The organism is Mycolicibacterium vulneris, assembly GCF_002104765.1.
Taxonomy (GTDB): Bacteria; Actinomycetota; Actinomycetes; order Mycobacteriales; family Mycobacteriaceae; genus Mycobacterium; species Mycobacterium vulneris.
In genome coordinates, this window is record NZ_NCXM01000011.1 from 111,593 (window position 1) to 133,545 (window position 21,953).

Annotated in this window: 22 protein-coding genes, 1 tRNA gene and 4 pseudogenes; 10 read left to right on the forward strand and 17 right to left on the reverse strand. The window is 65.6% G+C overall.

Annotation, left to right across the window (positions count from 1 at the left end; genetic code table 11):
• Position 1 precedes the first annotated feature (1 nt).
• The 4 genes and pseudogenes from eno to B8W69_RS12670 form a co-directional block, all read right to left on the reverse strand.
• Complete coding sequence (gene eno, locus B8W69_RS12655) at positions 2-1,285, reverse strand: phosphopyruvate hydratase (RefSeq protein WP_085290148.1); 1,284 nt, start codon at positions 1,283-1,285, stop codon at positions 2-4.
• Between the two features lie 208 nt (positions 1,286-1,493).
• A pseudogene (locus B8W69_RS12660) lies at positions 1,494-1,968 on the reverse strand (carboxymuconolactone decarboxylase family protein).
• Between the two features lie 9 nt (positions 1,969-1,977).
• Positions 1,978-2,385, reverse strand: a pseudogene (locus B8W69_RS12665) (TauD/TfdA dioxygenase family protein); the annotation flags it as partial.
• Positions 2,386-2,464: 79 nt separating this feature from the next.
• On the reverse strand, positions 2,465-2,659 hold the full coding sequence (locus B8W69_RS12670; RefSeq protein WP_085290219.1) for a long chain fatty acid-CoA synthetase Faa4p: 195 nt from the start codon (positions 2,657-2,659) through the stop codon (positions 2,465-2,467).
• 489 nt (positions 2,660-3,148) lie between these two features.
• Between B8W69_RS12670 and B8W69_RS12675 the strand changes: the two genes are divergently transcribed.
• Complete coding sequence (locus B8W69_RS12675) at positions 3,149-3,364, forward strand: hypothetical protein (RefSeq protein WP_085290149.1); 216 nt, start codon at positions 3,149-3,151, stop codon at positions 3,362-3,364.
• A 30-nt stretch (positions 3,365-3,394) separates the two neighbouring features.
• Here B8W69_RS12675 and B8W69_RS12680 read toward each other — a convergent pair whose 3' ends face one another.
• From B8W69_RS12680 to B8W69_RS12695, 4 genes are read right to left on the reverse strand one after another with little or no spacing between them, the layout of a single operon-like run.
• Complete coding sequence (locus B8W69_RS12680; RefSeq protein ID WP_085290150.1) at positions 3,395-5,530, reverse strand: hypothetical protein; 2,136 nt, start codon at positions 5,528-5,530, stop codon at positions 3,395-3,397.
• 48 nt (positions 5,531-5,578) lie between these two features.
• Entirely contained in the window at positions 5,579-6,796 is a 1,218-nt protein-coding gene (locus B8W69_RS12685) for an NAD(P)/FAD-dependent oxidoreductase (protein WP_085290151.1), read from the reverse strand.
• Positions 6,797-6,800: 4 nt separating this feature from the next.
• A complete protein-coding gene (locus B8W69_RS12690; RefSeq protein WP_245843228.1) occupies positions 6,801-6,977 on the reverse strand; it encodes a ferredoxin in 177 nt (58 codons plus the stop codon).
• An 8-nt stretch (positions 6,978-6,985) separates the two neighbouring features.
• Entirely contained in the window at positions 6,986-7,900 is a 915-nt protein-coding gene (locus tag B8W69_RS12695; RefSeq protein ID WP_085290153.1) for a metal-dependent hydrolase, read from the reverse strand.
• A 970-nt stretch (positions 7,901-8,870) separates the two neighbouring features.
• Here B8W69_RS12695 and B8W69_RS12705 point away from each other — a divergent pair.
• The 5 genes and pseudogenes from B8W69_RS12705 (at position 8,871) to scpC (ending at position 11,866) form a co-directional block, all read left to right on the forward strand.
• On the forward strand, positions 8,871-9,197 hold the full coding sequence (locus tag B8W69_RS12705) for an Hsp20/alpha crystallin family protein (protein ID WP_245843229.1): 327 nt from the start codon (positions 8,871-8,873) through the stop codon (positions 9,195-9,197).
• Positions 9,198-9,295: 98 nt separating this feature from the next.
• On the forward strand, positions 9,296-9,571 hold the full coding sequence (locus tag B8W69_RS32230) for a hypothetical protein (RefSeq protein WP_439330607.1): 276 nt from the start codon (positions 9,296-9,298) through the stop codon (positions 9,569-9,571).
• Between the two features lie 193 nt (positions 9,572-9,764).
• Positions 9,765-10,031: pseudogene (locus tag B8W69_RS12715) on the forward strand (NAD-dependent epimerase/dehydratase family protein); the annotation flags it as partial.
• A gap of 38 nt (positions 10,032-10,069) precedes the next feature.
• A pseudogene (locus B8W69_RS12720) lies at positions 10,070-10,252 on the forward strand (hypothetical protein); the annotation flags it as partial.
• Positions 10,253-10,351: 99 nt separating this feature from the next.
• Positions 10,352-11,866: a succinyl-CoA:acetate CoA-transferase ScpC gene (gene scpC, locus B8W69_RS12725; protein WP_085290159.1), complete on the forward strand. Its 1,515-nt coding sequence runs from the start codon at positions 10,352-10,354 to the stop codon at positions 11,864-11,866.
• A 250-nt stretch (positions 11,867-12,116) separates the two neighbouring features.
• Here the strand turns inward: scpC and B8W69_RS12730 are convergent.
• The 3 genes from B8W69_RS12730 to pgm all read right to left on the reverse strand — a co-directional run bounded on the left by B8W69_RS12730 (position 12,117) and on the right by pgm (position 15,154).
• Positions 12,117-12,192, reverse strand: a tRNA-Ala gene (locus B8W69_RS12730).
• A 56-nt stretch (positions 12,193-12,248) separates the two neighbouring features.
• Positions 12,249-13,418 (reverse strand): MFS transporter, encoded by a 1,170-nt coding sequence (locus B8W69_RS12735; RefSeq protein WP_085290160.1) that lies wholly within the window; start codon positions 13,416-13,418, stop codon positions 12,249-12,251.
• A gap of 92 nt (positions 13,419-13,510) precedes the next feature.
• Positions 13,511-15,154 carry a phosphoglucomutase (alpha-D-glucose-1,6-bisphosphate-dependent) gene (gene pgm / locus B8W69_RS12740; protein ID WP_085290161.1) on the reverse strand — a complete coding sequence of 548 codons (1,644 nt, stop codon included), beginning with the start codon at positions 15,152-15,154 and terminating at the stop codon, positions 13,511-13,513.
• Positions 15,155-15,255: 101 nt separating this feature from the next.
• On the opposite strand from pgm, the gene crcB (B8W69_RS12745) reads away from it, so the two are divergent.
• On the forward strand, positions 15,256-15,654 hold the full coding sequence (gene crcB / locus B8W69_RS12745; protein ID WP_085290162.1) for a fluoride efflux transporter CrcB: 399 nt from the start codon (positions 15,256-15,258) through the stop codon (positions 15,652-15,654).
• Positions 15,651-16,034, forward strand: a complete 384-nt coding sequence (gene crcB, locus B8W69_RS12750; protein ID WP_085290163.1) for a fluoride efflux transporter CrcB — start codon at positions 15,651-15,653, stop codon at positions 16,032-16,034. The genes crcB (B8W69_RS12745) and crcB (B8W69_RS12750) overlap by 4 nt, the downstream gene beginning before the upstream one ends.
• Positions 16,035-16,052: 18 nt before the next feature.
• On the opposite strand, the gene B8W69_RS12755 is transcribed toward crcB (B8W69_RS12750), so the two are convergent.
• Both B8W69_RS12755 and B8W69_RS12760 read right to left on the reverse strand, forming a co-directional pair.
• The gene (locus B8W69_RS12755; protein ID WP_085290164.1) at positions 16,053-16,679 is read right to left on the reverse strand and encodes a GNAT family N-acetyltransferase; all 627 of its coding nucleotides are present in this window, start codon (positions 16,677-16,679) and stop codon (positions 16,053-16,055) included.
• A 142-nt stretch (positions 16,680-16,821) separates the two neighbouring features.
• The gene (locus tag B8W69_RS12760; RefSeq protein WP_085290165.1) at positions 16,822-17,742 is read right to left on the reverse strand and encodes an HpcH/HpaI aldolase/citrate lyase family protein; all 921 of its coding nucleotides are present in this window, start codon (positions 17,740-17,742) and stop codon (positions 16,822-16,824) included.
• Positions 17,743-18,183: 441 nt separating this feature from the next.
• On the opposite strand from B8W69_RS12760, the gene B8W69_RS12765 reads away from it, so the two are divergent.
• Together B8W69_RS12765 and B8W69_RS12770 are read left to right on the forward strand one after the other, a co-directional pair.
• On the forward strand, positions 18,184-18,753 hold the full coding sequence (locus tag B8W69_RS12765) for a hemerythrin domain-containing protein (protein ID WP_085290166.1): 570 nt from the start codon (positions 18,184-18,186) through the stop codon (positions 18,751-18,753).
• Positions 18,754-18,782: 29 nt separating this feature from the next.
• Positions 18,783-20,258: a protein adenylyltransferase SelO gene (locus B8W69_RS12770; RefSeq protein WP_085290167.1), complete on the forward strand. Its 1,476-nt coding sequence runs from the start codon at positions 18,783-18,785 to the stop codon at positions 20,256-20,258.
• Between the two features lie 2 nt (positions 20,259-20,260).
• On the opposite strand, the gene B8W69_RS12775 is transcribed toward B8W69_RS12770, so the two are convergent.
• Genes B8W69_RS12775 through B8W69_RS12790 form a run of 4 tightly spaced genes read right to left on the reverse strand, consistent with a single transcriptional unit; the run spans position 20,261 to position 21,861 of the window.
• The gene (locus B8W69_RS12775; protein ID WP_181447385.1) at positions 20,261-20,494 is read right to left on the reverse strand and encodes a hypothetical protein; all 234 of its coding nucleotides are present in this window, start codon (positions 20,492-20,494) and stop codon (positions 20,261-20,263) included.
• A gap of 17 nt (positions 20,495-20,511) precedes the next feature.
• The gene (locus B8W69_RS12780; protein WP_085290168.1) at positions 20,512-20,922 is read right to left on the reverse strand and encodes a DUF4267 domain-containing protein; all 411 of its coding nucleotides are present in this window, start codon (positions 20,920-20,922) and stop codon (positions 20,512-20,514) included.
• Between the two features lie 58 nt (positions 20,923-20,980).
• Positions 20,981-21,253 (reverse strand): hypothetical protein, encoded by a 273-nt coding sequence (locus tag B8W69_RS12785; protein ID WP_085290169.1) that lies wholly within the window; start codon positions 21,251-21,253, stop codon positions 20,981-20,983.
• A gap of 11 nt (positions 21,254-21,264) precedes the next feature.
• On the reverse strand, positions 21,265-21,861 hold the full coding sequence (locus tag B8W69_RS12790) for a TetR/AcrR family transcriptional regulator (protein WP_085290170.1): 597 nt from the start codon (positions 21,859-21,861) through the stop codon (positions 21,265-21,267).
• Positions 21,862-21,953: the final 92 nt, after the last annotated feature.

Below are 21,953 nucleotides of genomic sequence, written 5' to 3' on the forward strand. Positions count from 1 at the left end.
CTCAGAACCGCGCCAATGCCGGGACGTCGGCCAGCCCGCAGTCCGGGATGCCTTCGGCCGCGCGCAGCAGGAAGTTGAGCTTCGCGATGCGCTCGCCCGACCGCGGCGCGCCGTTCTTCTGAAACGGTGCCCCCAGGCCCACCGCCAGATCCATCACCACGTCGTCGATGACACCGCCCGAGCGGCCCGACGGGATCGCCAAAATGCTGTTCCGCGCGGCGTATTCGAAGCAGTCCAAGGCTTCGGCGATGGTTCCGACCTGGTTGGGCTTCAGAATGAAGCCGTCCACGGCGGACGTCTCGACGGCCCGCTGCAAGCGGGCGCGATTGGTGACGATCAGGTCGTCTCCGAGAATGATCGAACGGTGCACCGCCTGCACCGCTTTGGCGAATCCGGGCCAGTCATCCCCGTCCAGCAGGTCTTCGATGAACAGCATCGGGAACTCCTGCGACAGCCCCCGGGCATAGTCGATCAATACCTCCGCCGTCACCCGTTCGCCGTTGAATGCGTATGTCGCAGTGTCGCGGTCGTACACCTCACTGGACGCGCAGTCCAGGCCGAACGCCATGATGTCGGCGCAGCCGGCGCGCTCGACGGCCTCGGTCAGCACCTCCAGGACGACGTGCGGGTCGCCGGACGGCGCGACGTATCCATACGACGACGCCAGCATCGGTGCGCGGCCGAGCCGCTCGGTGAGCACCTCGCCGAGCGTCTCGAACAGGCTCACCCCCTTTTCGACCGCGGATTCGATCGAGTCCGCGCGATAGGGCACGACGAGGAACTCACTGAATGTCTGGCAGACATCGCCGTACCGGCCCCCGTTGATCATGTTGAAGCTGGGCACCGGGACGGTGGTCGGTGGCTCGAGCCCGAGCAGTGCGCCGACATAGGTGTACGTGGGTGTGCCAGCCGCGGCGGCGGCCGCCCGCAGCAGCGCGACCGACGACGAATAGATCGCGTTGCCGCCGAGCCGGCGCTTGTCCGGGGTGCCGTCGAGATCGATCACGACGCGGTCCAGTGACCGCGGATCGTCGAGCTCCGCGCCGATGAGGGCGGGGGCGATCACATCGGTCACCGCGGCGATGGCGTGGTGCACGCTCAGCCCGTTGTAGTGGGTTCGATCGCCGTCCCGCAGCACGAACGCCTCGTGTGAACCCACCGAGCTGCCGGTTGGTGACGCGCCGCGGCCGACAACGCCGCTGTCGGTGGTGATTTCGACCTCGAGCAGGGGCCGGGCTTTGCAGTCCAGCAGCTGGCGCGCGATGACGGATGCGATCTTCATCATCGACCTCCCGGACCCAGGACCTCAGGGTAAGACTGCGCCACTGAGAGGTCACTGAGAAGTCGCCACCCGTCATTTCCCGTCCGGCCGCACTAGGCTAGCTTTTACACAAGTAGTACTGTACAAACTCCGGGTATTGAACAGAGGAGCGCACTGCCCTGTCTCGCGAGGACTAGCGCGCATTGCGGCCCGGCACGGGCGCAGGCCGGGCCTACTCGTGCTCTTCCTGGACGCCGAACGTGTTGACGGCCAAGGCCAGCAAGTGGTAGCCGCCGACGGTGAACGTCAGATCCATGCACTGCTGCTGCGTGAACAGCTCGCCCAGTAAATACCAGGTAGATTGGCTGATCGTGCTGTCACCGGTGAGATCATCGACCGCGCGGATAACGGCCTGGTCGGTCCGGTCGGCGCAGGTAGCCGCAATTGCTGCGGTGCACCACCCGCAGCAACGCGACTTCGCGCACCCGGGGCGACAGGGTCGATCGGGTGAGCAGGTAGGCATTGAACGGTAGGTAGGCCGCGGTCAGATCGGGGTGGCGGACCATGGTCGACAAAACATTGCCCGCACCAACGGGATTCGCCCGCTCGGCCGGGATCAGCGACGCCAGCGCCGCACGGGCGCTCTCGTCCCACTCGTCGGCGGGCAACGGTGTCAGGCGCAGCGGATGCTGGTCGGCCGGCGTCATCACTGGATTCGGTTCGTCGCCGAGCACGGTGGTGCGCAGCATTTCGCGTTGTGACCCCGGGTCGTACGGGGCCGCACGGTGCAGCACCCCGCGGTTGTCCCAAATGACGGTGTCGCCGATCGACCAGCTGTGGCTGTACACCTTCGCGGGCACCGTGGCGCGCTCGAGAAGGCTGTCCAGCAGGGCGCGTCCCTCATCGAGATCCATGCCGACGACGTAGTCCGCGGAGGCGCCAAGCACCAGCGACTTGCGGCCGGTGCGGTGTGTCCACACCAGGGGATGCTCGTGGGTGCGGCGAGATCGCCAGCGCTGCACCAGTTCCGGCGACGGGTCGGTGTAGACGCGGCGCTGGGAGGCTTCCAGCGAGTGCACCACACGCAGGGTGCCGAACCGCTCCTTCTCCTCGTCGCTCAGGGCGGCCGAGAGCTCGGGCCCGATGGGCTCGACGGCTACCTCGAGACGAAATCGATCGCGATCGCGCCGGGCGGCTAGGTAACTAGCTGGTCTCGCTGGCGACGTAGACCGCGACGTACCCGATCGGGATGCCCGTCCACGTCGCGATGCATTCGCGTGCCGCCAACTCCACCGCGGTCCGGCTGCCGGCGCGGGTGGCCCTGCCGATCTCGGGGATCCGGATGATCCATCCGTCCGCGTCGCGAGTGATTTCGACATCGAAGCACTGGCCGACCATCGGACACTTCACGCGGGGAGCGACCCGCTGACGGCGGGCGCTGCGCCACGATTGACGACGCAGCAGAGTGGGCTGAACAGACATGGCTGCTTTCCTGAGTCGCGAACGAACCGCGGGCAAGAGTAATCCGCATCGAGGCGAAAACCTAATCGGCGGTCTCAGCCGGATAACGGCGAACCTTCGCTCACCGCGGATGGCGTCTCGCTACCCGCCGCAGGGCTCGACTTCCTTGTTGCCCCGCACCATTCGGTGGTGCGAAGAGTTTGGGTCGTCCGGGTCAATCGTCAGCGGGGCCCGTCGAAACCGTCCAACCGCCGCGCGCTTTTCAGGCAGCCGATGACCGCCATCGGAACATCTAGCAAACGTCACCGCATCCAAAGACCGCCACGACGCCGCAATGCGACAACAGGCAGCGCCTACCGGACTATGATGTGGCGTAGGTCACATATGTCCCGGGTATGTTGCGGGCGTCACACCTAAGGAGATTTCATGGTTGGCGTGGATCGCTCTCGGAAGTCCGTCATCGCGCCCCGTGCCGGCGCGGCGGTCAATTCGCACCGTCTGCTCGTCGCCTTCCTCACTGTCACAGTGCTCGTTTGCGCGATCGTCGGCGCCATCGCGGCCGCGGCTATGGGACAAACCACCGCCGCGCTGCTCATCGCGCTTGTGGCCGGTGGGTGGTTCTCGGCCGCCGTCCTCTGCTGACCAAATCCGTAGCGGCGCGGCGCCGCTAGTTCATGCGCCGACGTCCGACTCTCGACGGCATCGCGGAAGTCGACGCAGTAGGTCTGGATCGCTCGGCACCCGCAGGAGGCGTCGTCCGTCGTCTCCGGCGTCAACGTCGACGGGTAACTCGGCGCCGGACGCGCCGCCCGGATCGACGAGAAGCTGCAATTCGCCGGAGTCGACGAACAACACGGCATCGTCCTGCGACAGCCGCCACGGATGTCCATCGGTGGGCCATCGGCCACCGACGGCCCGAATTCCGTCGCCCTCCACTGCCTCACCTTCGTCCGCCTCGGTCTCGACGCAATCGACCCACAATTTCGCCGGCACCGGACGGAAGTACACCGCGAGGCGTTGCCGGTTGAGGTCCAGGTCGACCGGCATCCCGATCGGAGGGAGCGATGTGCCCTCGGGTTGATCGTTCAGCGATTTCTTAACCTGACGAGAACCGATGCCGGTGCCGAACCAGTCGATGGTCAGGACAGTGGTGACGTACTGCGCGATCGCCAGGGTCAACAATCCGCCCGCCCCGGCGGCTCCGACACCAGCGGCCCCCGCTACCCAGGTCACCGGCAGCGCAAGCAGGCCGACGACAGCCGCCGCACCTGCAGCCGTGGCCACTTTGCCGGCGGCTGTCAGGCTGAAGTCCGCGTTCACGTCCGGCTCGCAGTTCTGCGTCGGTCGCACCCCCACGGTTCGCGGCAGCCGATCGAATCGCTCGCTGACTCGCTTGACTTCCGCCTCGTACTCCTCAGCGCTGAGGTGCCCGGCGCGCTTCTTCTGACCGGCCAGACTCAGCGTCTGTTCGAGGAGCTCGATGCTGTCCACGTCCTCGCGTAGCAGCTCTTTCTCCTTCGGGTCGCGCGGGATGTCTCCCAGGCCCATTTCGTACGTCACCTTGAAGTTGGCCTTGAAGTCGTAGAGCTTGGTGTCGGCGCTCACGGTGCCGTCGACGACCAATCGGCCGTCCTCTGTTCGCGGGACGATATCGGCGTCCAGAGCGTCGAGGCTGCGGTCCTGTCCGCCGATGCTGATGGTCTTGGGCCCTGCCAGCGCGCAGGGCACATCGGGGTCGAAGTCACTCTCGTCGAGATCGAAACTGTTCATCACGGTGTCACGGACCTGCCGCAGAATGCTCCAGCCGGTGACGGCCAAAGCCGCCGTCTCGCGAGGGTTTTCGGCGAGGACAGACGGGGGCAGCTCCTCACCGGGCGGCAAGTCGCGCAGTGTCTGCAGCTGCACCACCATGGATTCCTCGGTGGCCTCGCCGACGTCGAAGCGCTGCACGACGGCGTCGAGTTTCTTGACGGTGCTGTCGTCTCGGGCCTCGGGGTCGACGTCCAGCGGGGACGGCAGTAATGCCTGAATCCCGTTGTCTCCCATCGCCTCCAGTTGCGGGCGGACCGCATCGGCGATTTGCGCGGCAAGCGAGTCGAGCACCCGGGTTCTTGCTTCATCGTCGGAGAGGTTGGGGTGCTGCATCTTCTCCAGATTCACCATCAACTCCCCGGCGATGCTGTGGGTGATCCAGTACGCCTCGGCGTAGTCGAGTTCCCAGCTGATCCGCGGGTCTTGTCCGCCAAGGACCGTGGCCCCGCCCTCACGCCGCTCGATGTGCGGACCGAACAGCCACCCTACGTGCTGGTCCGGCGACGGGGCGGCCACCAGTACGGGAGCGTCCTGGCATGTGAAGTTGAGGGCGATCGTCTGCTTGCCCGGCTCTATTTGGTGCGGCTCAAGCTGGTCGTGAATTGTCAACCGCCCGAACAGCGGAATCTCGTTGTACGCAATCTCGCGCGACTCTCCGGCACGCGGACCATCCGGGATAGTGATGGTCGCCGGAGGCAGCGATACCAGCGGGATGCAGGTAACCGAATCGATGACGATCTTCGAATCGAAGATCACCAGGTCTATGGCGAAGTGCCGCACGGGGTCGCGAGTCTCACCGTCGACTTCCTCCTGCCACAGCCGCCGACGAGAGTCGAGGACGAACCAGACGCGATCCAGGGTGAGGTCGAGGGTGGCCGTCGCGGAGTAGCCGGTGCCGTCGACGGACTGTGTGTACTTGTCGCCGCTGAACATCCCGACCGTCTGATCCTGCACGCGTTCGCGATGAATTTCGATGATCGTGTCGGGTCGATGCATATGGATGCTGTACCCAAAAAGGCTTGCCGCGAGTCGAGTCCGGCTGTGCTAATCCGGTCGACTCGGCGGGAATTCGGCGCGCTTCTCGAGGGCCTCCCGATAGGCATGGACCCGGCCCGGGATCGTGCCGAGCACCGCGATGGTGCGACCGCCACGCCCGTAAGCGCCGATGAACTCCCAGGTGCCCGGATCGCCTTCGATGATCTTGACAGCGTCGTAATCCGTTGGCATACCTAGCATCTGCAGCTTGACGTCATATTGGTCGGACCAGAAATACGGCGCCGCGCCGAAGGCCTCGGCGTGCTCGGGCCCAGCCAGCAGGGTGCGCGCCGCGGCCTCGCCCTGACGTGCCGCGTCGTCCCAGTGTTCAGTACGCAGATGGCGCTCGTACAGCGGATGCCACCAGCGCGCCACGTCCCCCGCGGCGACCACATTGCCGTCGCCCGTGTCGCCCTCGGCGGCGCCGGTGGCATCACAGACCACCCCGTCATCCAGATGCAGACCCGAGCCTTCAAGCCAGGCCGTGGCGGGAGTAACACCGAGCCCGACGATCACTACATCAGCCGGAACCTGCGAACCGTCGGTGAGTCGAACTGCTTCCACCCGCCCATTGCCGACGAATTCGTCGACGCCCACGCCGACGCGCAGGTCCACACCATGTTCGCGATGCAACTTCGCCCAGCAAGGCGCCAACTCCGCACCTAACGCTTGGACCAGCGGCCCGGCGGCCTTCTCCACGAGCGTCACATCCAGCCCGAGCAATCGGCAGGTCGCAGCCACCTCACTGCCGATGAACCCGCCCCCTACCACCACGACGCGAGGACGCGAACCGAGTCGCTCCCGAATTCCCAAGCAGTCATTGACCGTACGCAGCAGGAACACGCCGTCCAAAGTCGGTCCGCCCGGCCATTTTCGCGGTTCAGCGCCGCTGGCGATGACAAGCCCGTCGAAGCCTAAGGACAGGTTCTGGCCATCGTCGCGGACCTGGACGGTACGTGCGGACATGTCGAGGCTTACCGCGGAAGCCCCTCTGATTACCCGCGCATCCATGTCGAACTGCGGCGCCATGTCTACGCCTGCCCGGTGCACCTGACCGCTGAGTAGCTTCTTCGATAATGGTGGCCGATGGTAGGGAGCCTGCCGTTCGGCGCCAACGATGGTGAGGGCACCGTCGTAGCCGTCCTGTCGCAGCGTCTCCGCCGCCCGCATTCCTGCCACGCCGGCACCAACCACGACTACCTGCTGTAATTGACGATTCGCCGGCATTGCGTCAGTCCTCCACCACAATCGCCCGGGTCGGGCAGGACACTTCGGCGGCCTTCAGCGGCCCGCGTAACTCCCGCGGCGGATGCGCGTCGAGCAGGTGTAGTCCGTCTTCTCGTACGTCAAAAACCTCGCGGCACAGGCTCATACACACACCGTTGCCGTCGCAGGTATCAAGGTCCACCGAAACCCTCATCGGACTGCGGCCTTTCCTTCTATCTGTGCCCGTTCGCGGGCGGCCTTGGCCGCCGGCGAATTCTTGATGTACTCGACTGCCATCGTCGTGACGGCTTCGGGGCCCGGGTGATGGGAAGGCCGCATGTACCTAGCGGGTTGCGTCACCATCAGCTGCCAGGGACCGGGCAACTTGTATTCGCGGGCCGCACGCCACCAATCGCGCCAACGCCACTTCTGATCGATGGTCGGATCGTGGGCCATCAGGTATTTCGCTCCGGCAATCCACCAGCCGTAAAACAGCGGAGTAGTCATCAGCATGGAGAAGGCCCTGATGAAGTAGTTGCCGCACACATGTTGGTAGACGTCGAACACCAGTGAGCGGTGTTCGACCTCCTCGGCGCCGTGCCAGCGCAACAGATCCAGCATCATCGGGTCGGTGCCGGCGTAATCCAGACCGCGGTTCTGCAGCACCCATTGGCCCAACATCGCGGTGTAATGTTCCAGCGCTGCCACGTCGGCCAGACGCCGATACAGCCACCACCGCTTCATCGCCGGCGGAAACCACTTGGGCGGATCACCCAGCGCCACCGACAGCATTTTCCGGAGTCGCGAGGTGTACGGCTTGGTGTCGATGCCTTGTTCAGCCAAATGGTCGAGCACCACCTGGTGCGCCCAGGCATGCCAGGACTCCTGCTGGATGAACGGCTTGATCGCCGCCTCCAGCTCCGGGTCATCGACCAGCGATGATGCTTCCAGGACCGCCTTGATGAAGTGCCGCTCGCCTTCGGGTAGCAGCAGATGCAAGACGTTCATCATGTGCGTTGCGAACGGGTCGTCGGGCACCCAGTGCAGTGGCGTCTCGGACCAGTCGAATCGGACCATCCGGCGATAGCGCGGGTGTCCGTCGTGGTGAAGTTGCACTTCGGGCATCAGAAGCTCCTCCCGCCGACCGACCGTGCTTGTCGGTCGATCCGTTTTTCCATCGCAAGAAACAAAGTCGACTCGCGACCGAACCGGACTGAAGGCGCCGATTCGTTGCGAACAACCGTTCACTGGCTGCGTACCCGCGCAAGTGGTCGGTCATGCGTGCCGGCGGTACCAGGAAGCTGAGAATTCGCTGCTGGGCTCTGAACGCGAGACCATGCGCGGCCCTCACGCCGGAATACGGTGGAAACCCTGATGTGGGATCTGACCTGCGGTTTCTTGGTGGAGCTAAGGGGACTCGAACCCCTGCCCCTGACTTGACCAGGCAAAATGCCTATTTAGCTGCAGGTTCGATCCGTTTCGGTCCATTTCAGTCCCGCACGTTACCTGTGGTTTCGTTTTCGGGTCTTGACGACGTCAAGAGCGCGCACCTCGAACTCAGCCGACGAATCGCGGGTATGGATAAGCGCCAAATCGACTTCGCCGAGCCCGACACCGGTCCTCTCCCCTATGAACGCCGACGACACCGGCCGGGATGAGACGCCATCCGCGTGGCGCATCACCCGCCCAGTCGAAAAAGGACGTGAAGCCATTCAAGATCCGCCATGTGTGTTGCGCTGGTCTCGGAATCGCCGTGGCGGCAGTTGCCGTTACGGGTCCCACCCCAGTGGGAGGCCACCTGCTTGGTCCACTGATATGGCGTGTTCATCGCGTGCGCCCAGCCCACCGCTGGTCTTGAAGTGCGAAATCGGGGAGCCGGAATCGGCTTGACAGTACGACGCGGCATCCGTGTCGGTGGCGCACTCTAGAACCACAAGCGATACGAGTGAAAGGTTCAGTTATGGCTCTGCCTGTACGACGTACCAGCACCACCCCTACAACGTGGCGCCCATACCGTGGGTTCGAGGACATCTATTCGGAGTTCGACCGGCTGGTCCAGTCGCTAGTCAGTGCTCCCGGCGGTGACGGTGCCTGGTTGCCCGCCGCTGATGTGTCAGAGACTGACGCTGCCTACATCGTCGAGATCGAGTTGCCCGGTGTGCACCGTGAGGACGTCGATGTGGAACTGGACGGCAATGAACTTGTGGTCACTGGTGAAGTCAAGGAGAAGAAACGCGAGGGTCTGCTGCGGCGTCGCACCCGCCGCGTCGGGAATTTCGAGTATCGCGTGACCCTGCCGGGTGACTTCAGGCCCGATGACGTCGAGGCTTCTCTTGCACATGGTGTGTTGACTATTCAGGTTCCGAAGGCGCAAACAACCAAGCACAGCAAGATCGAGGTGTCGGAATCGAGCAGCAAATAAGCCATCCGCCGCACCGAAATCTTAATTCTGGCAGGCCACTTCCGTTCCAAACGTTGGCAGCGCCGCCTGCATCGGCTGCTTCATCGGTTGGCTGGCTCATGACCGAGCAACCTCAGAAGATCAGCCTGAAGAAAGCGCACGCCCGCTGCCAGTGCTGTGTCGACGGATTTTTTGAATTCGGGTCTACCAAGCGCAATGACCTCGCCAGGGCGATGCTCAACCAGCCGAAGAGCTCCGGCAACATCCGTTTGGTGTCCTCGCCCCTTGTCGCCCGCGGCCGAGTGAAAGAAGCGTTCGAACAGCGGGATTGTCGTTGGATGGCTCACCCATCAACTCCTGATCAATTGGTTAAACGACGCGCTGCTTCTCGGTGATGTCCTACAGTCCGGACTAGCTTGCCGCGGCCCAGCCGGTAGCGCCTGAGCCTCACAGAACGAGCACGTCGCGTTCGAGTTGACCCTCTAGAACAGGTTTTCGGGTGTACCGATGTGCCGAAGGGTATCCACCGGTACATACTTGGGGGCGAGCGCTCCGGATAATGAGCATATTTGGACGGTGTCGTAAATCATGGCTGACACAAACGTTCTGGTGACGGGTGGTTCTGGCTTCATCGGCTCGCATTGCGTTGTCGCGCTGCTAAAAAGCGGGTACGGGGTCCGCGCGACTGTGACATCGCCCGAACGCGAGGCCGATGTGCGCGACATGTTGGAGCGTGCCGGTGTCAACGCCTTGGACACACTAACTTTCACCGTCGCCGACCTCACGTCCGACGATGAATGGCCCGAGGCGGTCGACGGCAGCGACTTTGTGCTTCATGTCGCCTCGCCCTACCCACCGGATGAACCCAAGAATGAAGACGAGGTCATCGTGCCGGCGCCGAAATCGGCTGAGCCATAGTGAACTTCGATGGACCGATCGTGTTCTGTGTGATCTCGCGCTACCACGGCGGAGCCTTCGTCGTGTTCTCCAACGCGCTGAACGAGAACATGCAAGTGCTCGCCGTCGAGGGATCGTTCTCCTCGGTTATCGGCGGCGCACCCGCGGCAGCGGTGGTCGCCGAATCCGTCGAGCGCGGGATGGCGCGGACTATCGCGGCGCCCGCGGGCAGCGGCAAGAACCTCAACCGCGAGGCCGGCTGAGCTGCGGGTGGGCCGATGTCACGCATCAGTTGCCCTGTCCTAGCCGCGAAGGTGGTTGCGGCCGAGGAGGCCGTGGCGCACATCCACGATGGCGACAACGTGGGGTTCAGCGGGTTCACCGGCGCCGGCTATCCCAAGGCGGTCCCCGCCGCGCTGGCCGCAACTATGATCCGGGCCCACGACGAGGGACGGCAGTTCCAGGTCGGGCTGTGGACCGGCGCGTCGACGGCACCCGACGCCGACGGCGTACTGGCCGCTGCCCACGGGATCTCGACCCGGCTGCCGTACAACTCCGACCCCACGCTGCGCGGCATGATCAACGCCGGCGACGTTCGCTACATCGACGCGCACCTGAGCCACTCCGCGCAGCAGATGTGGTTCGGCTTCTACGGCAAGCTCAACGTGGCGGTCGTGGAGGTGACCGCGGCCCTGGGGGACGGGGTGCTGGTGCCCAGCTCGTCGGTGGGCAACAACAAGACCTGGCTCGACCAGGCCGAGCGGGTAATCCTCGAGGTCAACCACTGGCAGCCGCGTGAGCTGGAGGGCTTCCATGACGTCTACTACGGCACCGCGCTGCCGCCTTCGCGCCGCCCGATCATGCTCACCGAGGCATTGCAACGCATCGGCGAGCCATACCTGCACGTCGACCCCGACAAGGTTGTCGCCGTGGTCGAGACGCGCCGCCCCGACCGCAATGCGCCGTTCAGCCCCCCCGACGACACCTCGCGGGCGATCGCCGGGCACCTGGTGGATTTCCTACGCCACGAGGTCCGCGCCGGCCGGATGCCGCAGGGGCTGCTGCCAATCCAGTCCGGCGTCGGCAACGTCGCCAACGCCGTCTTGGCCGGGCTCGACGACAGCGAGTTCACCGACCTGGTCGCGTTTACCGAAGTGCTGCAGGACGGCATGCTCGACCTGCTCGACTCCGGGACGCTGCGGGCGGCGTCGGCCACGTCGTTTGGGCTGTCCAGCGACGGCATGCGCCGATTCAGGGCCGGCATTGACGGCTACAAGGGCCGCATCCTGCTGCGCAGTCAGGAAATCTCCAACCACCCGGAGGTGGTGCGCCGGCTCGGGGTGCTGGCCATGAACGGCATGATCGAGGCCGACATCTACGGCAACGTGAACTCCACCCACATCATGGGCAGTGCGATCATGAACGGCATCGGCGGGAGTGGGGACTTCGCGCGCAACGGGTTCTGCAGCTTCTTCCTGTCGCCCTCGACGGCCAAGGGTGGTGCCATCTCGGCGATCGTCCCGATGGTCAGTCACGTCGACCACACCGAGCACGACGTAGACGTCGTCGTGACCGAGCAGGGCCTCGCCGACCTGCGCGGGCTGGCTCCCCGGGACCGGGCCCCGCGGATCATCGAGCGCTGTGCGCATCCGTCGTTCCGAGATCAGCTGCGCGATTACTTCGACCGTGCGCTCGCGGCCCGGCCGAACGCCCGCCACACCCCACACCTGCTAGGCGAGGCGCTGTCGTGGCATCAGCGCTACCTCGACTCGGGAAGCATGCTGACCGTGTGACATGAGCTCTGCAGTGCTGCTCGAGCGCAACCTGCACCCTGACCCACATGACCAAACTCGCGCAGAGCCGTGAGATCGTCCGCCAGTTCGCCGCGCAATCTGCCGCAGCTGTTGATCAGGGTCGGCCAGGCACCCGCACCCGTGGTTGAGCCTGTTGCCACGCGCGCCACCCGGTTCTGGAATTTCGCGGCTAGCGACCATCGCAAATGACGTGGCCCGTTTGGACATATGTACAGATAGGGTCTTTCCCTGGTGGAGCTAAGGGGACTCGAACCCCTGACCCCCACACTGCCAGTGTGGTGCGCTACCAGCTGCGCCATAGCCCCAAGAAGTCGTGCCCATCGAAGTTACACCACCGGTAACTGACCTTCAAAGTTGCTGCTCATACCGGCTCGACGTCCGACTCGGATGCCATCAGGTCTGCCTCCAGATCCACCGCCGTCCGGGTCTCCGGCGCCACCACCCAGCCGACGGCGGCGATCAGCAGAACAATCCCGCTGATGACGAAGCCCCACGTGTAGCTGAACTGCTCGGCGGTCCAGCCGACCGCCATCGACCCGACGATGGCGCCCAGGTCCGACACCATCTGCACCATCGCCACCGGAAGGCCCGCGCGCGCCTCATTGCCCAGGATGTCGGCGACGGCGGCCTGCAGCGGTGACATGTAGATCCCCGTCATCGCTCCGACCACGCCAGCCGCCACCATGAACACCGGCAGCGAGAACACAAAGCCCAGCCAGACGGTGGCCACCCCGGACGTCAGCAGCCCGATGATCAACAGCGTGCGCCGCCCCATCCGGTCCGACAGGTAACCGCTGGGGATGACGGCCAACGCGTTGCCGCCCGCGAACGCCGCGAGCACCACGCCGATGATGCCGATGCCCCGGCCCATGACGTCGGAGATGAATAGCGGGACCAGCGCGACGCGCAGCCCGAACGCCGACCATCCCGTCGCGAAATTGGACAGCAGCGCCGACCGGTACGCGCGCACCCGCAGCGCCTCGCGCAGCGTCACCGTGGATCGGCCCGGCGGCGGCGGTGCGGCCAGCGCCGAGTTCCGCAGGCTGTAGAAGAGCACCACCGCGACGGCCAGCATGGCGACGCCGTAGACAACGAAGGGTGCGGTCAGCCCCCATCCTGCCGCCAGGCCGCCGACCGCCGGACCACCGACCGCGCCGACCATGAACGAGGTGGTGAACAGCCCCGCGATCCGCCCGCGCGCGTCGGGAGGGCTGATGTGGATCATCAGCCCCAGCGCCGACACATAGAACATCGTGGACCCGATGCCGCTGAAGACGCGGAAAAGCATTAACTGCCAGTAAGCCTGGGAAAACGCGCACGCGGCGGTCGACACCGCCACGATCAGCAAACCCCCGATATAGATGCGCCGCTCACCCAACCGCTCGGTGAGCAGGCCACTGATAGGGGCGAAACACAACCGGCTCAACGAAAAGACGGTGACCAGGAATGTCACCGCCTTGATGCTGACCCCGAAGGTACGTGCAAAGGTTGGCAGCGCCGGCGAGATCACACCGTAGCCCAGGGCGATCATGATATTCGCCCAGCTCAGAATCCAGACTTCGCGCGGCAGCCGGCCAGAACGGGATGCACGCCCCCCCGAGCGGGCAAGACGGAGGGAAAAGGTCACCCGATGACTTTATTAACTACCTCGCGCGCGGTTTCTTGCACCTCCGCCAAATGCTCAGGCCCGTTGAAGGATTCCGCATAAATCTTGTACACGTCCTCGGTTCCCGACGGCCGCGCGGCAAACCATGCATTTGCCGTCGTCACCTTCAACCCGCCCAGTGGCGCGCCATTGCCCGGCGCCGCGGTCAGCTTCGCGGTGATCGGCTCCCCCGCCAATTCCGTCGCGGTCACCTGGTCGGCGGAGAGCTTCGAGAGCCGGGCCTTCTGGTCGCGGTCGGCGGGCGCGTCGACCCGCGCGTAGTACGGCGTGCCGTACTCGGCGGTCAGCCGCTGATAACGCTGCGACGGGCTCGCCCCGGTGACCGCGAGAATCTCCGAGGCCAGCAGCGCCAAGATGATGCCGTCCTTATCGGTGGTCCACACCGAGCCGTCCCGCCGCAGGAACGACGCCCCGGCCGACTCCTCGCCGCCGAAGCCGATGGTGCCCCCGATCAGGCCGTCGACGAACCACTTGAACCCGACCGGCACTTCGATCAGTTTGCGGCCGATGCCGGCGACCACCCGGTCGATCATCGACGAACTGACGGCGGTCTTGCCCACGGCGATGCCGCCCGGCCACGACGGCCGCTGGGTGTAGAGGTATTCGATGGCCACCGCGAGGTAGTGGTTCGGGTTGAGCAGCCCCCCGTCGGGCGTGACGATGCCGTGCCGGTCGGAGTCGGCGTCGTTGCCGGTGGCGATCTGGTAGCGGCCGGGGTCGCCGGACATCGTTCGGATAAGCCCCGCCATCGCATCCGGCGAGCTGCAATCCATCCGGATCTTGCCGTCGTGGTCGAGCGTCATGAATCGCCATGTCGCGTCGACCAGCGGATTGACCACGGTCAGGTCCAGGCGATGCCGCTGGGCGATCTCGGCCCAATAGTCCACACTGGCCCCGCCCAGCGGGTCTGCGCCGATACGCACCCCGGCCGTGCGGATGGCGTCGATGTCGACCACGTTGGGCAGGTCGTCGACGTAGTTCCCCAGATAATCGTGGCGTTGCACGGTTTGCAGCGCGCGGGCCAGCGGAATGCGCTTGACGCCCGACCCGTCGCGCAGGATCTCGTTGGCGCGCTTGGCAATCGCGTTGGTGGCATCGGTGTCGGCCGGGCCGCCGTTGGGCGGGTTGTATTTGAAACCGCCGTCGGAGGGCGGGTTGTGCGACGGTGTCACGACGATTCCGTCGGCCAACGCCTCGGTGCGGCCGCGGTTGTAGGTGAGGATGGCGTGGCTGACCGCGGGTGTCGGGGTGTACCGGTCGCGGGAGTCGATCATGGCGACGACGTCGTTGGCGGCGAGCACCTCCAGCGCCGACACCCAGGCCGGCTCGGACAGGCCGTGCGTGTCCCGGCCGATGAATAACGGGCCCGTGGTCCCGTGCGCGGCACGGTACTCGACGATGGCCTTGGTGATCGCCAGGATGTGCGCCTCGTTGAACGCCGCGTTGAGCGCCGACCCGCGGTGCCCCGACGTGCCGAAGGCGACCTGCTGAGAGACGTCACCGGGGTCGGGCGCAATCGAGTAATACGCCGTCACCAGGTGGGGCAGATCGACAAAATCTTCGGGCTGGGCCGGCTGACCGGCGCGGGGATTGGCGACCATGGTTACCAATTCTGCCCGTGCCCGCGTCCCCCCGGACTGCGCCGGTCTGGACTTCGGCCATACGCTGCGTAGCGCAGCGGCAAACGAAGGGAATCGACCCGGTGGCTCAACTGGACTATCGCGAATTGGCCGCGGTGTTCGCCGGTGGGGCGCTGGGCTCCCTGGCCCGTGCGGCGCTGAGCACCCTTGCCGGCCCTGACCCGACGAGCTGGCCATGGCCCACGTTTACCGTCAACATCGTCGGCGCGTTCCTGGTGGGCTACTTCACCACCCGGCTGCTGGAGCGGTTGCCGACGTCGAGCTATCGGCGGCCCCTGCTCGGCACCGGATTGTGCGGCGGTTTAACCACTTTCTCGACGATGCAGGTCGAGACGCTGAGGATGATCGAACACGGCCACCGGGGGCTGGCCGTCGGCTACACCGTGACCAGTATCGTGCTCGGACTGCTGACGGTGCACCTTGCCACCAAGTTGGTGCGCCGGGTCCGGGTGCCCCGATGACCGCCGCCACCGCGACGACGGCTCTGGTCTGGGTCGGCGTCGCGCTCATCGGCGGCATCGGGTCGGTGCTGCGTTTCGTCGTCGACCGCACGGTGGCGCGCCGGCTATCGCGGCCGTTTCCGTTCGGCACGCTCGCCGTGAACATCAGCGGCGCAGCGCTTTTGGGTTTCCTCGGCGGGATGGCCCTGAATAAGGACGTGGCCCTACTGGCCGGCACCGCCTTCGCCGGTGCCTACACCACGTTTTCCACCTGGATGCTGGAAACGCAGCGGCTCGGCGAGGAACGCCAACTCCGCGCGGCACTGGCCAATATCGTCGTGAGCGTCTTGCTCGGTGAAACGGCGGCCTTCATCGGACAGCAGCTGGCACAGCAGCTTTGATGCGGACCCGCGGGGCCATCAGGTGTCGCACTGACGGGGGACGTCTTCGGGGGTGCGGGGCAGTACGTATAGCGCCATCCGCCGATTCGCCATGTCATGCTCGCCGAGAAATACGCAGCCGCCTCGTTCACAGAACTTGCGCGCCAAGGCATTGCGGTGATCGGGATCGAACATGATGCGGCGACACCGTGGATCGAGGGTGAAGACGCCGATGACCAAATGCGGCAGCAGGTAACTGACGTGGCCGCGCTCGATGTAGTCCACATCAGCAACCGCGACATGCAGTCCCAAATCGTAGGGGTCATGCTCGTAACGCCGGGCAATGGAATCCTTTGCCGCTCTGTATAATTCGATGTATCCGCGATCTACCCCGTCTAGGCTGGCGATAAGCGGGCGTGAGAAGCCGCCCTCCAGTTGCGCCTTCAGGTAGCGATGCCACCGCGGCACCGGCCAGTTGGACTCCCACGCCTCGACCAGATGCGGCCGGCTCATCCACTCCGCGACCATCTCGGCGTCGGCGTCCGGATCGGCGACACGCAGACCGTACGGCTCGGGCAGTTCCGGGATGGGCGGTGGCGGGACGCTGCGGATCGCCTCGGGAAGCTCGGTCAGTTCCCGCGGGAGGATCGGGTCTGGGTTGGTCATATCAACGGGACGAGCCTACGACGTTGCCGGTTCGAAGCCGGCTCAGCGAGGTTTGAGCAGCTTGGCCGACCCGCGCCACCCGGATCCGGCCCTTGGCGCTCACAACACCAGGGTAATCGCGGAGGTGCAGACGTCGAGTGACTCAGTAGTGGTAGGTATCCGACGGCGCGGGCGAGTGATCGCGCTCTGCCTCGTCGATGTCCAACGCCTCGATGCCGTAGGCGCGGGCCAGCTCCAGGATCTTGGTGGCCCGGGCGATGCGGGGCAGGTCGGAGCCATTGCGGATCTCTCCCCCGTCGCGCTCGAACTCGGCGAAAAACTCTTTCGCCCAGGAGATTTCGTCCTGCGACGGCGAGAGTCCCTCGTTGACGACGGCACATTGATCGGGCGTCAGGCAAATCTTGCCGGTCATCCCGAACTGGGTGGACACCGCAGTGGCCTCGATCAATTTCAGCGGATTGGAGCCAATGGTCGGCCCGTCGATAGCGCTGGGCAGGTCGGCGGCCTTGGAGGCGATGGTGAAGCGTGATCGCGTGTAGGCCAGAGTGGCCGGGTCGTCCCCGAAACCGGTGTCGCGGCGGAAGTCGCCGATGCCGAATGCGAGCCGGAAGGTGCCCTTGGTTGCGGCGATCTCGGTGATGCGTTCCAAGCCCCGGGCGGTTTCCACCAGGGCCACGATCGGCACATCGGGCAGCCGCTTCGCGGTCTCAGTCACGTGGTCGACCGATTCGACCATCGCCAGCATCACCCCGCCGACCGGGGTGGTGGCCAGGGCGGCCAGGTCCTCTGCCCACCAGGGGGTGCCGAAGCCGTTGATGCGGACCCAGTCGACGTTGCCGGCACCCAGCCAGCCCACCACGTTGTCGCGGGCGGCGTTCTTGTCTTTGGGCGCCACCGCGTCCTCGATGTCGAAAACGACGATGTCGGCCCGCGAGTCCACCGCGGACTGGAACCGATCGGCATGCGTGCCGTTGACCAGAAGCCAACTCCGGGCGAGGACCGGGTCGATGCGAGACCCGATGTCTTCGGCCTCGGCGGCGGTGGTGTTGACCTGTTCGTACATGTCTGCTGATCTGTCGTCTCTGTGTGTCGGGCGGGTGCGTTGCCCCTAACCGTAGCGAGTATCTGGAACCGGCGGTCCCGGATGGCCCCGCGATGTCTCGCTTTTGCGCCGGGTTCCGGCCGGAGCCTCGGCTTGCCTCGGCGGCCAGCAAACGCAAAAAGCCCACGGCATCGAGTTTCGGCGTTGCTGGCCGAGGTAAGCCATCCCTCGCTGCGTTGCGGCCATCGGTAGTGCGTCGCTTTCTGCGGAGACTAGAGCACGCGACCCGGATGTAGGAATACGTTGTGCCGCAAGGGGTCCTGATCCCATGACTGGGCGCCTCAGAGCGTCGTGCGCAGCGAGGCGCCGTTTGGCCATTTGTGCAGCGGGTATGACTCGGACAAGCCGCACTCAGCCCACAGTGCGCAGTCCCAATTCCCGAAGTCATTGGAGGTATCGGCGATGGCAGACCTCATTGTCGAATCACCCGACGAAGTTGTCGCATTCCTGAAAGCGCAGCACAACCTCATCGAGGACATGTTCGACCAAGTGTTGCACGCGACGGATCCGAAAGCGCGTGAAGAGCCGTTCGCAACGTTGCGTCAGCTGCTGGCCGTCCACGAGACGGCCGAGGAAATGGTGGTGCACCCGCGCGTGCGGCGGGAGGACGGCGATGCCGGCGACGCCATCGTCGACGCGCGCCTCCAAGAGGAGCATGACGCCAAGGAGTTGCTGTCGGCGATCGAGAAGCTCGACATCACCTCGGACAAGTTCATCGCAGAGCTCACCAAGCTGCGCGAAGCCGTGCTCGAGCACGCCCGGCAGGAGGAGGACGAAGAGTTCCCCGTCCTGAAGCGCAAGGTCGACACTGACGACCTCAAGCGAATGGGGGCGGCAGTACGCGCCGCCGAAGCCATCGCTCCGACGCGACCCCACCCCGGTGTGGAATCGGCGAAGCTGAACTTCGCGCTCGGGCCGTTCGCGTCGATGCTCGACCGCGCCCGCGACCTCATCGGCAAAGCCCTCGGATAGCGCCTTCGGGTTTCCGTAGGCTCGATGAGATGAGCATTGCCCCGGATACCACCGTTGCTCTCCAAGACCGGTTCTTCCGCGAGTTACCGGAGATGGCGGTCCGCTGGCAGGCGGAGACGTTCCCCGAGCTGCAGCTGCTGGCGCTCAACGAGCCGCTGACCGAGTCGCTGGGCCTCGACGCCGCCTGGCTGCGCGGCCCCGACGGGCTGCGCTTCCTGGTCGGCAACTCGGTGCCCAACGGGGCCATCCCGGTGGCCCAGGCCTACGCAGGTCACCAATTCGGCGGCTTCGTTCCGAGGTTGGGCGACGGGCGTGCGCTGCTGCTCGGCGAACTCGTCGACGACGACGGGCGGCTGCGGGACATCCACCTCAAGGGTTCGGGTGCAACGCCGTTCGCCCGCGGCGGCGACGGCCTGGCCGCGGTGGGGCCGATGCTGCGCGAATACATCATCAGCGAGGCGATGCACGCGCTGGGCATACCGACGACGCGGTCGTTGGCCGTGGTGGGCACCGGCCGCCCGGTCCATCGCGAAGAAACGCTGCCGGGCGCCGTGCTCACCCGCGTGGCCAGCAGTCACCTGCGGGTGGGCAGCTTCCAGTTCGCCGCATCAACCGGCAACCAGAACCTGCTGCGCCGCCTCGCCGACCACGCGATCGCCCGCCACCACCCCGGCGCCGCCGAGGCGGATAACTCGTACCTCGCCCTGTTCGAAGCGGTGGTTGCCGTCCAGGCGTCGCTGATCGCGCAATGGATGCTGATTGGATTCGTCCACGGCGTGATGAACACGGACAACACCACCATCTCGGGTGAAACGATCGACTACGGGCCGTGCGCCTTCATGGAGGCCTACGACCCCGACACCGTCTTCAGTTCGATCGATTTCTGGGGACGCTATGCCTACGGCAACCAGCCGGTCGTCGCCGGATGGAACCTCGCCCGCTTCGCCGAGACGCTTCTGCCGTTGTTCTCGGAGAACACCGAGGAGGCCATCGCGCTCGCGGAACAGTCGTTCGGTGTTTTCCAGACCCGCTACGACGCCGTGTGGGGCTCCGGGATGCGCGCCAAACTGGGCCTACCCGACGGCCTCGACACCGAATTCGCCACGGTGCTCGTCGAGGAACTGCTTCTGCTGCTCAAGCAGAACCACGTCGACTACACCTCGTTCTTCCGCCGGCTCAGCGAGGCGGCGCGTGGAGAAGCCAGAGCTGATGCCGAGCCCGTGCGCGGATTGTTCATGGACCTCGCCGGCTTTGACGCGTGGCTGACGCGTTGGCGGGCACTGGGTCCCGACGCCGACACGATGGATCGCACCAACCCGATCTACATTCCGCGCAACCATCTGGTTGAGGAGGCGCTCAGCGCCGCGACGGCCGGCGAGCTCGGCCCACTGGACCAACTGCTCGCCGCGGTGACGGACCCCTATACGGAACGGCCCGGCCTCGAGCGCTACGCCGCGCCCGCCCCCGAGGACTTCGGCAAGTATCAAACCTTCTGCGGCACTTGACCTTACGACAGTTTGGCGAGCTCGGCCTGCAACCCATCGAGGCGTTGTAGCGTCTGATCGCGAGGCTCGGTCGGCAGGTCCACCAGAAGGTGCTCCACACCCAGGTCGCGATAAGCCTCGAGTTCTGTCGCCGTCGGCTTGCCGCCGTGGAAGTGGATCACCGGCACGTCCTTGCCGGCCACGTCACGCAGTTGCTTCAGCGGAGAAGACAACTCCTCTGCCGACCCGGCGGCCACCTGGCCGCGTATCTCGGCTACACGCCGGTTTCTTCGGTCACCGCCCGGGATGCCCGGCGGTTGGCCGGACGTACCGCACCCCAGAGGCCCGCCGCGACACCGACCGCGGCGCCGCCCAGGCCGATGATCTGCTGCGAAGGCTTCATCTCGCTGTGCACGCTCATCCCGCCGACCAGGTCGGCCACGTCGGCACCCGCGGAGGCCAGGAACCAGCCGCGCGTGTTCTTACCGCGCAGCGCCGCCGACGCGAGCAGGGCACCGATCAGCGCGTCGCGATAGCCCATTGACCGCAACAACAGTTGCGCGGTCGGTGTCGGCTCGTCCGGGTCACCCCACAACTTGTTCGCCCGCAGCGGGTCGACGAGGAAGGAAACGCCAGAGGCAAGTCGGATGGTGCCCGCAAGAAGGCCGAACCGGTCGATGGACATGGTCTGAGAGCCTAGGAGCAAACCGTCCGATCGTGCACGCATTCCACCCGAGAGTCGCTCACGGCACCGGGCAGTAATCGGCGATCTGCAGCGATGCCGGCCACAGCACAGTCGCCACCCCGAAGGCCATGGCGTCGGCCGCGGTGGGCGCCACGGCTTCTATCCGCGCCTGAATTCGCTGGGTCTGCTCGGGGTGAAAAGCTGTCCACGCGAACCCGATACACAGGTATGGGATCAACAACCACAACCCCAGCTCGATCAGTCCGCCGACGCTGACCTTGTGCCCGAGGATGCGCCGGACCGGGTCCGTCGCGTGTTCGATTCCGCCCATGACCGCACTCCCTACCGCAGCACCAGTTTCAGCGCGTAGTCGACGACGACATCGAGATCAGTGCCCAAATGCCCGGCGAGCCACTGCTGCGCGAGCTCAGCCATGGCGCCCGTGTAGAGGGCGGCGGCGACCTCCGCGGCCACCGGATCGGAATCGGGGTTGAGCCGCCAGCCCTCGGTCAACACGCCCGCGCGCAGCATGTCCTGCGTCGCGCGGCGCCGGGCGGCCAGCACCGGGTTGGTGCGCGCGTCGGTGAACAGCACCCGGCCGCGGCGCGGATCGGCGGACGAGAAGCCCAGCACCGCCGCGATGCCGGCCCGGGTCCGGGCGCCGAGCGAATCCCCCGCCTGCTCGATGGCGGCCTCGATCACTTCGCCGAGCTGATCACTCACCCGGTCGTAGACCGCGCCGAGCAGATCGTCGGTGTCGCCGAAACTCTCGTAGAAGTACCGCGTGTTCAGGCCGCATTCGCGGCATACCGAACGCACCGAGACGGCCGCCTCACCGCCATTGCCGAACAGTCGATAGGCGGCCTCGACCAGCAGCGCACGACGCTCGGCGCGGCGGTCCTTGAGCGGTATACCGGCCCACCGGGTGGGACTCGACATCCCTACAGCGTAAGTCGGGATGGCGGTGGTCTTGTCACACCTGTAACCAAAACATATTCTGGTTACAGTCGTGACCAGAAATTCGAGGGAGT

Bases quoted from the DNA above. Each gene is read 5' to 3' on its own strand.
- B8W69_RS12755 (WP_085290164.1), bottom strand. From the start codon at position 16,679: ATGACCAACCCAGACCCGATCCTCCCGCGGGAACTGACCGAGCTTCCC.
- scpC (WP_085290159.1), top strand. From the start codon at position 10,352: ATGTCACGCATCAGTTGCCCTGTCCTAGCCGCGAAGGTGGTTGCGGCC.
- eno (WP_085290148.1), bottom strand. From the start codon at position 1,285: ATGATGAAGATCGCATCCGTCATCGCGCGCCAGCTGCTGGACTGCAAA.
- B8W69_RS12780 (WP_085290168.1), bottom strand. From the start codon at position 20,922: ATGTCCATCGACCGGTTCGGCCTTCTTGCGGGCACCATCCGACTTGCC.
- B8W69_RS12685 (WP_085290151.1), bottom strand. From the start codon at position 6,796: ATGCCGGCGAATCGTCAATTACAGCAGGTAGTCGTGGTTGGTGCCGGC.
- B8W69_RS12770 (WP_085290167.1), top strand. From the start codon at position 18,783: ATGAGCATTGCCCCGGATACCACCGTTGCTCTCCAAGACCGGTTCTTC.
- B8W69_RS12670 (WP_085290219.1), bottom strand. From the start codon at position 2,659: ATGGTCGGCCAGTGCTTCGATGTCGAAATCACTCGCGACGCGGACGGA.
- B8W69_RS12695 (WP_085290153.1), bottom strand. From the start codon at position 7,900: ATGCCCGAAGTGCAACTTCACCACGACGGACACCCGCGCTATCGCCGG.
- B8W69_RS12785 (WP_085290169.1), bottom strand. From the start codon at position 21,253: ATGGGCGGAATCGAACACGCGACGGACCCGGTCCGGCGCATCCTCGGG.
- B8W69_RS32230 (WP_439330607.1), top strand. From the start codon at position 9,296: ATGACCGAGCAACCTCAGAAGATCAGCCTGAAGAAAGCGCACGCCCGC.
- B8W69_RS12675 (WP_085290149.1), top strand. From the start codon at position 3,149: ATGGTTGGCGTGGATCGCTCTCGGAAGTCCGTCATCGCGCCCCGTGCC.
- B8W69_RS12680 (WP_085290150.1), bottom strand. From the start codon at position 5,530: ATGCATCGACCCGACACGATCATCGAAATTCATCGCGAACGCGTGCAG.
- B8W69_RS12735 (WP_085290160.1), bottom strand. From the start codon at position 13,418: ATGATCGCCCTGGGCTACGGTGTGATCTCGCCGGCGCTGCCAACCTTT.
- B8W69_RS12765 (WP_085290166.1), top strand. From the start codon at position 18,184: ATGGCAGACCTCATTGTCGAATCACCCGACGAAGTTGTCGCATTCCTG.
- pgm (WP_085290161.1), bottom strand. From the start codon at position 15,154: ATGGTCGCCAATCCCCGCGCCGGTCAGCCGGCCCAGCCCGAAGATTTT.
- B8W69_RS12790 (WP_085290170.1), bottom strand. From the start codon at position 21,861: ATGTCGAGTCCCACCCGGTGGGCCGGTATACCGCTCAAGGACCGCCGC.
- B8W69_RS12760 (WP_085290165.1), bottom strand. From the start codon at position 17,742: ATGTACGAACAGGTCAACACCACCGCCGCCGAGGCCGAAGACATCGGG.
- crcB (WP_085290163.1), top strand. From the start codon at position 15,651: ATGACCGCCGCCACCGCGACGACGGCTCTGGTCTGGGTCGGCGTCGCG.